Here is an 11,146-nt window from a genome sequence, read left to right as displayed (position 1 = left end):
GTTAGCCTTCGTCTTTTTTGTCGTCAACCAGCGGGCTGGCGTCGTGCTCGGCTTTGATCTCTTCTTCCGGCAACGGGGCAGGCGCAACCTCTGGCGTCACAAAGACCTCCGTCGATACTGCCAGAGGCTGGCCGAGTTTGGTCACGGACAGGCTTTCCAGCTCGTCGACCAGGTTAACTTTGCCCGGTGCGAACAGGTTGATGACCGTTGAGCCCAGCTTGAAGCGACCCATTTCCTGACCTTTCAGCAGGGCCACAGAACCTTCTTCTTCGCCGTCAGGCCAGGTCCAGCGCTTGATCACGCCTTCGCGCGGCGGCGTAATGGTGCCCGCCCAGACGGTTTCGATGCTGCCTACAATGGTAGCACCCACCAGAATCTGCGCCATTGGGCCAAATTCAGTATCAAACAGGCAGATGACGCGCTCGTTACGGGCAAACAGGTTAGGAACGTTTTGCGCCGTCAGGTGGTTTACGGAGAACAGATCCCCCGGCACGTAGATCATCTCGCGCAGAATACCGTTACACGGCATATGCACGCGGTGGTAGTCGCGTGGGGAGAGATAGGTGGTCGCGAAAGTCCCGTTCCGGAACAGATCGGCCATTATGTAGTTACCGGCCAGCAGCGCTTCCAGGCTGTAGTTATGGCCTTTCGCCTGCAAAATTTTGTCGTCTTCAATTTTACCCAGCTGGCTGATCACGCCGTCCGCTGGCATCACCAGCACGTTCGGGTCGGTATTCAGCGGGCGCACTTCGTCGCGCAGCGGACGCACAAAAAATTCGTTGAAGGTGCGGTAGCTTGCCGTATCCGGCTTCTGCGCTTCTTTCATGTCGACCTTGTAGTATTTCACGAACAGGTCGATGACCAGTTTGGTCAGCCAGCCCGCTCGTTTGCTCGCGCCCCAGCCCGCCAGGCGAGTGAGCCACAGTTTCGGCAGAATGTATTGAAGCGAAAGTTTAAATGAGTTTAACAAGGTAGCCTCCAGGCCATTGTTTTGTCGTTCCTGATCCGGCATTACGCTGCCGGAACCTGAAAAAAGGGGACGATTTTAGCGACGCTTAGCTTAGTTGTCAGTTATCAGAATCAGAAAAGTTTTTACGCGTTTTTACCTGGTCCATGCTTTCGAGAATACGGTGGTAATTTTCGAAACGGGTTTCCGCAATTTCTCCGTTCTCTACCGCTTCGCGGATAGCGCAGCCCGGATCGTTGTCATGTTTACAGTCGCGGTATTTGCAAGCGCCTAAATAGTCATGGAATTCGACAAATCCGTTAAAGATTTGTTCCGGCTCGAGGTGCCAGAGACCAAATTCACGCACGCCTGGGGAGTCAATCACATCGCCGCCGTGCGGGAAGTGATAGAGACGTGAGGCGGTGGTGGTGTGCTGGCCCAGGCCCGAGACGTCAGACACATCGTTGGTCAGGATCTCCTGCTGAAGGCCGAGCAGGTTGTTAAGCAGGCTCGATTTACCTACGCCGGACTGCCCCGCAAAGATGCTGATGCGGTCGGTCAGCGCATCTTCTAACGGCTTCAGGCCATCTTTGGTGCGGCTGGAAACCATCAACACGCGATAGCCAATGTTGCGGTAAATATCCATCTGCTCATTTACAAAGGCCATGGCCTCGTCATCCAGCAGATCGATTTTATTCAGCACGATGAGCGGCTCAACCTGTAGCGTTTCGCAGGCCACCAGATAACGGTCAATAATATTGAGCGAAAGCTCAGGCAAAATCGCCGAAACGATCACGATCTGGTTAATGTTGGCGGCAATGGGCTTCACGCCGTCGTAGAAATCTGGACGGGTCAGAACCGACGTGCGTTCGTGCACGGCTTCAACGATGCCTTTAACCGTTACCCCTTCCGCCGCCTCTTTACCTGGACGCCAGACCACGCGGTCACCGGTCACCAGGGAACGGATGGTGCGACGGATATTGCAACGGTGGATATCCCCGTCGGCGGATTCGACATCGGCGTGCATGCCGAAGCGGCTAATCACAACGCCTTCTGTCGCTTCGCCAAACAGGTTGTCGTCGTAATCGGGCTTCTCCGTAGTGGTTTTAAGACGGCGCTGGTGATTTGCATTCACGCGGCGCTGCTGCCCTTTGGAGAGTTTATTTTTACTCAATCGCGCTGGCTCCTGGTCGCCCGTAGCGGGCAAAACCTCTATGATACACTCTAATTAATACTAGTTAACCTGCTACTGCCGGTTATGCGAGAAGGGTGGAAAATAACATGAGCGCGGACGAAAACAACCTGATTTGGATCGATCTGGAGATGACCGGCCTGGATCCCGAGCGCGATCGCATTATTGAGATCGCCACACTGGTCACCGATGCCAATCTCAATATTCTGGCGGAAGGCCCAACGATTGCCGTGCACCAGTCCGATGACCAGCTTGCGCTGATGGATGAGTGGAACGTGCGTACCCATACCGGCAGCGGGCTGGTGGAACGCGTGAAGGCCAGCACCCTGGGCGACCGCGAAGCGGAGCTGGCGACGCTTGAATTTCTGAAGCAGTGGGTGCCGGCAGGAAAATCGCCTATCTGTGGCAACAGCATCGGTCAGGATCGTCGTTTCCTGTTTAAGTACATGCCGGAGCTGGAGTCCTACTTCCACTACCGCTATCTGGATGTGAGCACCCTGAAAGAGCTGGCCCGCCGCTGGAAACCGGAAATTCTCGACGGCTTTACAAAGCAGGGGACGCACCAGGCGATGGACGACATCCGTGAGTCTGTTGCGGAGCTGGCGTACTATCGCGAAAACTTTATTAAGCTCTGATTTTGCGATCCGGCGCCTTGCGTGGCCGGGTTTTTGTCGCTAAATTGTTCAGCTTGCCGATTAAATAAGCACTTGAACTGAATTTCAAAAAAATCGCTTTGAGGGGGGTTGCAGCTAAACGGATTTCTCGTATAATGCGCCTCCCGTAACGACAGAGAATTACACGTTACGACAGCAACAAAAGCAGTACAGATTTGCGGGAATAGCTCAGTTGGTAGAGCACGACCTTGCCAAGGTCGGGGTCGCGAGTTCGAGTCTCGTTTCCCGCTCCAAAATTTGAAAAGTATCGCAAGATACGCCAGCACCAGAACACCCAAGCGGGAATAGCTCAGTTGGTAGAGCACGACCTTGCCAAGGTCGGGGTCGCGAGTTCGAGTCTCGTTTCCCGCTCCAAATTCTTCTTCATCTCCAGATTATCCACAGCGAAGTGCTTCGTTGGGGACGTTTTCTATTATGTCTGAAATACTCTTGTGAACAGAGTTATCCACAGAAACCGTGATAAAACCAGTCTGTACGAAATGTTAGCAGGGTGAATAATATCTTCGTAATTCATTGTAATTTATGAAGAAAATTTGATTTCAAAATGTTATTGAGATCACTTGACCTGTTTGCCAGAGCTGATGGCGCCTGAATTCTTATTTTTATTCACAGCCTGTGAATATATCACACATCCCGCGGCAGCCCTTTTTCAATCACCCTGACCAGGCGCTGTTTCTTCGGTAACTGCACTTCAACCACGCCGGCATTTCGCTTCTCAATTTGCTGCGCAATCGCCCATTCTATGTGCTCATCAAGAAGTGGGTGCTCACCTCTACGGCTTTCGAGCGCCTGAAGATTTGCTTCATCCCACGGGGCATTCCCCAGCGCAACGGCCACATTACGCAGCCAGCGCAGGTGGCCGATACGACGTATGGCGGAACCCTCCGTCACCTTCAGGAACCAGGCTTCGCTCCAGGCGAACAGTTCGATCAACTGCGGGGCATGTAACGCCTTGCGCGGACTGAAGTCTTCTTCGTCCGTCAACTGTGAATAACGGTTCCACGGACAAATCAGCTGACAGTCATCACAGCCGTAGATGCGGTTGCCGATAAGCGGACGAAATTCCTCTGGAATGGCGCCTTCCAGCTCGATAGTGAGATAAGAGATACAGCGGCGCGCATCAACGGTATACGGTTCGACAATAGCGCCCGTTGGGCAGATGGTCATACAGGCCACACAGCGACCACAGCCTTCTTCCACCGGACCGTCTACCGGCAGGGGTAAATCAATCAGCAGTTCACCCAGGAAAAAGAATGAGCCCGCGTCGCGGCTTAAGATAAGTGAGTGCTTACCTGTCCAGCCGAGCCCGGCTTTTTCGGCGATCGGGCGCTCAAGAATAGGCGCAGAATCGACAAAGGGTCTAAAATTCAGCGAAACACAGTGCTGCTGAATGGTTTCCCCGAGCTTTTTTAGACGGTTGCGCAGAAGTTTATGGTAGTCACGTCCCAGAGCGTATCGGCTGACGTAACCCAGCGAAGGATTTTTTAGCGTGCGCGCAAAGGCCGCGTTAGCAGGCAGATAGTTCATGCGTACGCTAATAACGCGCAGCGTACCCGGCAACAGCTCGTGGGGGCGGGCACGCATCATACCGTGACGCGCCATCCACTCCATCTCGCCGTGGTATTGTTTATCCAGCCATGCCTGGAGCTTAGGCTCGCTGGCAGAGAGGTCGGTGTCAGTAATACCGACCTTCTGGAAGCCCAGTTCAGCACCCCACTGTTTTATTTTTTGCGCTAATTCATTGAGATCGAGGGGCTGTGACATGACGGACCATACTGTGAAGAAAAACCCCGCAAGTATACCACATTCCATCTGGCATGCGGATGACCTCCGTCGGGCCGAGAAAGAGGCCGCAGATAGCCTGGGCATTACCCTTTACGAACTGATGCAGCGCGCGGGCGAGGCGGCGTTTAACGTGGCGCGTACGGCTTATCCGGAGGCTTCGCATTATCTGATCCTGTGCGGGCACGGCAATAACGGTGGCGATGGTTATGTGGTGGCTCGTCTTGCGGTGGCGGCGGGGCTGCGCGTCACCCTGCTGGCGCTGGAGAGCGACAAGCCGTTACCGGAAGAAGCGGGCATGGCGAGAGAGGCCTGGCTGAATGCGGGGGGCATTATTCATGCGCCTGATATCGTCTGGCCCGAGGATGTCGACGTGATTGTTGACGGTCTGCTGGGGACGGGACTGATGCGCGCGCCTCGCGATGACGTCGCCGCGCTGATTACGCGCGCTAATGCGCACCCCGCCCCGGTGGTAGCGCTGGATATTCCCTCCGGCCTGATGGCGCAAACAGGCGTGACGCCGGGCGTGTCGATTGAGGCGGCGCGCACCGTGACCTTTATCGCCCTGAAGCCGGGTTTACTGACCGGTAAAGCGCGGGATGTCGTGGGCACGTTACACCACAACGCCCTGGGGCTGGAAAACTGGCTGGCCGGACAGGATACCCACATCACCCGCTTTGATGCCTCCCTGCTTGCACAGTGGCTGCCGCCGCGCCGTCCCACGTCCCATAAGGGCGACCATGGCCGACTGCTGATTATCGGCGGCGATCGCGGCACGGCAGGTGCGATTCGTATGACCGGAGAGGCCGCGTTGCGCAGCGGCGCCGGATTAATACGCGTGCTGACCCGCAGCGAAAACATCCCGCCCATTATTACCGCGCGGCCGGAGCTGATGGTCCACGAGCTTACCCCGCAGGCGATTGAAGAGGGTCTTGAGTGGGCGGACGTGGTGGTCATTGGTCCGGGCCTGGGTCAGCAGGAGTGGGGTAAACAGGCCCTGCAAAAGGCCGAGAATTTTCGTAAACCGATGCTCTGGGATGCCGACGCGCTTAACCTTCTGGCAATAAACCCGGATAAGCGTCACAATCGCATTCTGACGCCGCACCCCGGCGAAGCCGCACGGCTGCTTAACTGTAGCGTGGCAGAAATTGAAAGCGATCGCTTACTTTCAGCCCAACGTCTGGTAAAACGTTACGGAGGTGTTGCCGTTTTGAAAGGGGCGGGGACCGTTATCGCCAGCGATGGTGCGATGGGCATCGTTGATGCCGGTAATGCAGGCATGGCGAGCGGCGGCATGGGCGATGTGCTCTCTGGCATCATTGGCGCATTGCTCGGACAGAAACTTCCCCTTTATGATGCAGCCTGTGCCGGCTGCGTGGCCCACGGTACGGCGGCTGACAGGCTGGCTGCTTGTTACGGAACGCGCGGTATGCTGGCCACCGATCTTTTTTGCACGCTGCGGCGTGTTGTTAACCCGGATGTGATTGACGTAGAAAATGACTAATCGAGCGATTCCTTTACCTGATGAACAAGCCACTTTAGATCTCGGCAAGCGCGTGGCGCAGGCCTGTCAGGGGGCGACCGTCATTTATCTGTATGGTGATTTAGGCGCGGGTAAAACAACCTTCAGCCGTGGCTTTTTGCAGGCGTTAGGCCATAACGGGAACGTAAAAAGCCCGACCTACACGCTGGTAGAACCGTACACGCTTGAAAATATCATGGTGTACCACTTTGATTTATATCGTCTTGCGGATCCTGAGGAGCTGGAATTTATGGGGATCCGCGATTACTTTGCCAACGACGCCATCTGCCTGGTGGAGTGGCCGCAACAAGGTGCGGGTGTGCTGCCTGACCCGGATGTCGAAATTCACTTAGATTACCAGGCACAAGGGCGTGAGGCGCGCATCAGTGCGGTTTCCTCATCAGGCTGTTCCTTACTGGCGCGTTTAGCCGGTTGAGCGTAGGGATAACGGGATGATTAATCGCGTTAAAGGTTGGGTGCTGGCTGCCACGGTCCTGCTGTGCGCGCAGGCCGGGGCGGCCAGCCTCTCGGATATTCAGGTGTCTAATGGCGATAGCCAGGCCCGTATTACGTTCAGCTTTATGGGCGATCCTGAATATGCTTTCTCACAAATCGACAGCCGCAGCGTGGCGCTCGATATTAAACAGACCGGGGTGATCCAGGGGCTGCCGCTCCAGTTCAGCGGCAACAATCTGGTGAAAAGCATCCGTTCGGGGACGCCGAAGGATGCGCAGTCTCTGCGTCTGGTGGTCGATCTCACCGAAAAGGGCAAGACGAAGGCGGTTAAGCAGCAAAACGGCGCCAATTATACGGTGGTCTTTACCATTAATGCTGATGTTCCGCCCCCGCCACCGCCTGCACCTGTTGTAGCAAAACGCGTGGAGGCGCCGGTTTATACCCCAAGGCCGTCTGAGCCAGCCCGTAATCCGTTTAAATCACAAAATGACCGACTTACCGCCGTGACCAGCAGCAACACGGTGACGCGTCCGGCGGTCAGCGCGCGGCGTACGCCGGTCAGTGGCGACAAAGTGATTATCGCCATCGACGCCGGACACGGCGGGCAAGATCCTGGCGCGATTGGCCCGGGCGGCACGCGGGAGAAAAACGTCACTATCGCCATTGCCCGTAAGCTGCGTGCGCTTCTGAATGACGATCCGATGTTTAAAGGGGTCATGACCCGCGACGGAGATTACTTTATTTCAGTGATGGGACGCTCGGATGTGGCGCGTAAGCAAAACGCCAACTTCCTGGTGTCGATTCACGCGGATGCTGCGCCGAACCGTAACGCCACCGGCGCGTCGGTATGGGTGCTGTCGAACCGTCGCGCCAACAGTGAAATGGCGAACTGGCTTGAAGAGCACGAGAAGCAGTCTGAACTATTAGGCGGGGCAGGCGATGTGCTGGCAAACAGCCAGGCCGATCCGTATCTCAGCCAGGCGGTGCTGGATTTACAGTTCGGTCATTCTCAGCGCGTCGGGTATGATGTCGCCACTAACGTACTGAGCCAGCTGCAAAGCATTGGATCGCTGCATAAGCGTCGCCCTGAGCATGCAAGCCTCGGTGTCCTGCGTTCGCCGGATATTCCGTCGATTCTGGTAGAGACGGGCTTTATCAGTAACAACGGCGAAGAGCGCCTGTTGGGCAGCGACAGCTATCAGCAGCAAATTGCCGAAGCGATTTATAACGGTCTGCGTAAATACTTTGACGCGCATCCGCTTCAGTCTGCGCCGCAGGGCGGGGCCGCCCAGACGGCAAGCGCCGCGCTGCCGGGTGAGATGACCGCGACTAATTAAGGAGAGTTCATGCCGATTCAGGTTCTACCGCCGCAGCTCGCGAACCAAATCGCCGCCGGTGAGGTGGTGGAACGCCCTGCGTCGGTGGTGAAGGAACTGGTGGAAAACAGCCTCGATGCAGGGGCGACCCGCATCGATATCGATATCGAACGCGGAGGCGCAAAGCTTATCCGCATTCGTGATAACGGCTGTGGCATCAAAAAAGACGAGCTGGCGCTGGCGCTGGCGCGTCATGCCACCAGTAAAATTGCCTCACTTGACGATCTGGAAGCGATTATCAGCCTGGGTTTTCGCGGCGAAGCGCTGGCCAGTATCAGCTCCGTTTCCCGCTTAACGTTGACCTCCCGCACGGCCGACCAGCAGGAAGCCTGGCAGGCCTACGCAGAAGGGCGCGATATGGACGTCACGGTTAAACCTGCGGCGCACCCGGTAGGCACCACGCTTGAAGTGCTGGATCTCTTCTATAACACCCCCGCCCGGCGCAAGTTTATGCGAACCGAGAAGACCGAATTCGGACATATCGATGAGATCATCCGCCGCATTGCGCTGGCGCGCTTTGATGTCACCCTCAACCTCAGCCATAACGGTAAGGTGATGCGCCAGTACCGCGCGGTGGCGGAGGGTGGACAAAAGGAGCGTCGGTTGGGCGCCATCTGCGGCACACCGTTTCTGGAAAAGGCGCTGGCCATTGAGTGGCAGCATGGCGATCTGGCCCTGCGCGGCTGGGTAGCCGATCCAAACGCCAGCAGCGCCGCGTTCGCAGAAATTCAGTATTGCTACGTCAACGGCCGCATGATGCGCGACCGCCTGATTAACCACGCTATTCGACAGGCCTGCGAAGATAAGCTCGGCGCCGATCAACAGCCCGCCTTTGTGCTTTATCTGGAGATCGACCCGCATCAGGTTGACGTTAACGTGCACCCCGCGAAGCACGAGGTGCGTTTCCACCAGTCGCGCCTGGTGCATGATTTCATCTACCAGGGCGTTGCCGCTGTATTGCAGCAGCAGGCAGAGCCAGAGTTGCCGCTGGCAAAAGAAGAGCCCGCGCCGCGCCCACTGCCGGAAAACCGCGTGGCGGCCGGGCGTAACCATTTTGCCGAACCGGCGGTCGCGCGCGAGCCGGCTGCTCCACGTTTATCCCCGGCGGGCAACGCGCCGCGACCAACCGGCGCCAACTATCCCAACGCTCAGCCGGGCTATCACAAACAGCAGGGGGCGCTGTACCGCAAACTGCTGGATACGCCGGCGGTGGAGCATAAAGAGCACATCACGGTTTCAACCCCCTCTCTGGATGGGCATAGCCAGAGTTTTGGTCGGGTATTGACCATTATTGCCCCCGACATGGCATTGCTTGAACGCGAAGGTAAACTCCTGTTGCTGGCGCTTTCCGTGGCGGAGCGCTGGCTCAAACAGGCGCAGTTAACCCCGGGGGTGAATGCCGCCTGCGCGCAGCCGCTGTTGATCCCCGTTCGCCTGAAAATATCCCCTGAAGAAACAGGGGTTTTGCGGCGCGTGCAGACGCAACTGGCCGAAATGGGGATTGAAATCGTACTGGACGCGCAGCATGTGACAATTCGCGCAGTGCCTTTACCCTTACGCCAACAAAATTTACAAAACTTGATTCCTGAACTGATAGGCTACCTGGCGCAGCAAACGACGTTTGATGCCGCCGATACCGCGCAGTGGATCGCCCGCCATCTGGCCAGCGAGCATGCACCGTGGAGTATGGCGCAGGCGATTACCGTTCTGGCGGAGGTGGAGCGCCTCTGTCCACAGCTGGTGAAAGCGCCTCCAGGTGGCTTGTTACAACCTGTTGATTTACAAACGGCGATGACCGCCCTGAAACATGACTGAAGTAAGTAAGGCGAGCCTGCCAAAGGCGATTTTTTTAATGGGGCCAACGGCCTCCGGTAAAACGGCGTTAGCCATTGAGTTACGTAAAGTTTTGCCAGTAGAGTTGATTAGCGTTGATTCAGCCCTCATTTACCGAGGGATGGACATCGGCACGGCGAAGCCCAACGCAGACGAACTGCGTGCGGCACCGCACCGTTTACTGGATATTCTCGACCCGGCACAGGCTTACTCCGCGGCAGATTTTCGCCGCGACGCCTTAGCCGAGATGGCCGAGATTACCGCCGCGGGACGCATACCGCTGTTAGTTGGCGGCACGATGCTCTACTTTAAGGCGCTGCTGGAGGGGTTATCGCCTCTGCCATCGGCCGATCCGGAAGTGAGAGCGAAGATTGAGCGGCAGGCGGCAGAGCAGGGGTGGGACGTTTTGCACAGGCAACTGGAAGAGATTGACCCGGTTGCCGCAGCGCGGATCCACCCAAACGATCCGCAAAGGCTTTCCCGGGCACTGGAAGTTTTTTTCATTTCGGGTAAAACTTTAACGGAACTGACGCAAACGTCAGGAGACGCTCTGCCGTATCAGGTGCATCAGTTCGCCATCGCCCCGGCGAGCCGTGAACTGCTCCATCAACGAATTGAGCAGCGTTTTCATCAGATGTTGGCTTCAGATTTTGAAGCAGAAGTGCGGGCGCTTTTTGCCCGTGGAGATTTGCATACGGACATGCCTTCCATTCGTTGTGTGGGATACCGCCAGATGTGGTCGTATCTTGAAGGTGAGATTTCATACGATGAAATGGTTTATCGAGGTGTTTGCGCCACGAGACAGTTAGCGAAGCGCCAGATCACCTGGTTACGCGGTTGGGAGGGGGTTCACTGGTTAGACAGTGAAAAACCACAACAGGCGTTAAACGAAGTGATTGAGGTTATTGGTGATATCGCTGACTGAATGTGTACAATTAAGCCGTATCGTGCGCAATTTTTCAGAATCGCAAGGTTCTAAGTACAAAACAAGCATATAAGGAAAAGATAGAATGGCTAAGGGGCAATCTTTACAAGATCCGTTCCTGAACGCATTGCGTCGGGAGCGTGTTCCAGTTTCTATTTATTTGGTGAATGGTATTAAGCTGCAAGGTCAGATTGAGTCTTTCGATCAGTTCGTGATCCTGTTGAAAAACACGGTCAGCCAGATGGTCTATAAGCACGCGATTTCTACTGTTGTTCCGTCCCGTCCGGTATCTCATCACAGCAATAACGCTGGCGGCGGCACTGGCAGTAACTACCATCACGGCAGCAACGCGCAGGGTTCTTCAACACCAGCGCAGGACAGCGAAGAAACCGAATAAGGTTTTGGGCTGTTATCCACACGGGGAGCCAGGGATCCTGCGT

Annotated in this window: 10 protein-coding genes and 2 tRNA genes; 9 read left to right on the top strand and 3 right to left on the bottom strand. The window is 56.1% G+C overall.

The window, feature by feature from the left end; all coding sequences use genetic code 11:
* Window position 1 precedes the first annotated feature (1 nt).
* Together asd and rsgA are read right to left on the bottom strand one after the other, a co-directional pair.
* Entirely contained in the window at window positions 2–970 is a 969-nt protein-coding gene (gene asd, locus SK54_RS21360) for an archaetidylserine decarboxylase (protein ID WP_048247974.1), read from the bottom strand.
* 97 nt (window positions 971–1,067) lie between these two features.
* Window positions 1,068–2,120, bottom strand: a complete 1,053-nt coding sequence (rsgA, locus tag SK54_RS21355) for a small ribosomal subunit biogenesis GTPase RsgA (RefSeq protein ID WP_003855964.1) — start codon at window positions 2,118–2,120, stop codon at window positions 1,068–1,070.
* A gap of 107 nt (window positions 2,121–2,227) precedes the next feature.
* On the opposite strand from rsgA, the gene orn reads away from it, so the two are divergent.
* The 3 genes from orn (at window position 2,228) to SK54_RS21340 (ending at window position 3,166) form a co-directional block, all read left to right on the top strand.
* The gene (gene orn / locus SK54_RS21350; protein WP_003855965.1) at window positions 2,228–2,773 is read left to right on the top strand and encodes an oligoribonuclease; all 546 of its coding nucleotides are present in this window, start codon (window positions 2,228–2,230) and stop codon (window positions 2,771–2,773) included.
* A gap of 196 nt (window positions 2,774–2,969) precedes the next feature.
* Window positions 2,970–3,045 (top strand) — tRNA-Gly (locus SK54_RS21345).
* Between the two features lie 45 nt (window positions 3,046–3,090).
* Window positions 3,091–3,166 (top strand) — tRNA-Gly (locus SK54_RS21340).
* A 270-nt stretch (window positions 3,167–3,436) separates the two neighbouring features.
* Here the strand turns inward: SK54_RS21340 and queG are convergent.
* Window positions 3,437–4,576, bottom strand: coding sequence for a tRNA epoxyqueuosine(34) reductase QueG (queG, locus tag SK54_RS21335; RefSeq protein WP_015572463.1), 1,140 nt, complete (start codon window positions 4,574–4,576; stop codon window positions 3,437–3,439).
* Here queG and nnr point away from each other — a divergent pair.
* From nnr to hfq, 6 genes are all read left to right on the top strand, one after another.
* Window positions 4,575–6,098, top strand: a complete 1,524-nt coding sequence (gene nnr / locus SK54_RS21330) for a bifunctional ADP-dependent NAD(P)H-hydrate dehydratase/NAD(P)H-hydrate epimerase (protein ID WP_017383959.1) — start codon at window positions 4,575–4,577, stop codon at window positions 6,096–6,098. The genes queG and nnr overlap by 2 nt on opposite strands.
* The gene (tsaE, locus tag SK54_RS21325) at window positions 6,091–6,552 is read left to right on the top strand and encodes a tRNA (adenosine(37)-N6)-threonylcarbamoyltransferase complex ATPase subunit type 1 TsaE (RefSeq protein ID WP_003855970.1); all 462 of its coding nucleotides are present in this window, start codon (window positions 6,091–6,093) and stop codon (window positions 6,550–6,552) included. Before nnr ends, tsaE begins: the two co-directional genes overlap by 8 nt.
* A gap of 16 nt (window positions 6,553–6,568) precedes the next feature.
* Window positions 6,569–7,909 (top strand): N-acetylmuramoyl-L-alanine amidase AmiB, encoded by a 1,341-nt coding sequence (gene amiB / locus SK54_RS21320; RefSeq protein ID WP_023295800.1) that lies wholly within the window; start codon window positions 6,569–6,571, stop codon window positions 7,907–7,909.
* Between the two features lie 9 nt (window positions 7,910–7,918).
* Complete coding sequence (gene mutL / locus SK54_RS21315) at window positions 7,919–9,763, top strand: DNA mismatch repair endonuclease MutL (RefSeq protein WP_022650252.1); 1,845 nt, start codon at window positions 7,919–7,921, stop codon at window positions 9,761–9,763.
* Window positions 9,756–10,706, top strand: a complete 951-nt coding sequence (gene miaA / locus SK54_RS21310) for a tRNA (adenosine(37)-N6)-dimethylallyltransferase MiaA (protein ID WP_048247919.1) — start codon at window positions 9,756–9,758, stop codon at window positions 10,704–10,706. The genes mutL and miaA overlap by 8 nt, the downstream gene beginning before the upstream one ends.
* An 85-nt stretch (window positions 10,707–10,791) precedes the next feature.
* Window positions 10,792–11,103: an RNA chaperone Hfq gene (hfq, locus tag SK54_RS21305; protein ID WP_003855990.1), complete on the top strand. Its 312-nt coding sequence runs from the start codon at window positions 10,792–10,794 to the stop codon at window positions 11,101–11,103.
* The last annotated feature ends 43 nt before the right edge of the window (window positions 11,104–11,146 follow it).

Origin of the sequence: Enterobacter sp. MGH120 (assembly GCF_001037725.1) — a bacterium.
In the GTDB taxonomy this organism is placed as follows: domain Bacteria; phylum Pseudomonadota; class Gammaproteobacteria; order Enterobacterales; family Enterobacteriaceae; genus Enterobacter; species Enterobacter hormaechei_C.
The sequence above is the reverse complement of the archived record's forward strand: the minus strand, read 5'-3'. Positions and strand labels throughout refer to the sequence as shown.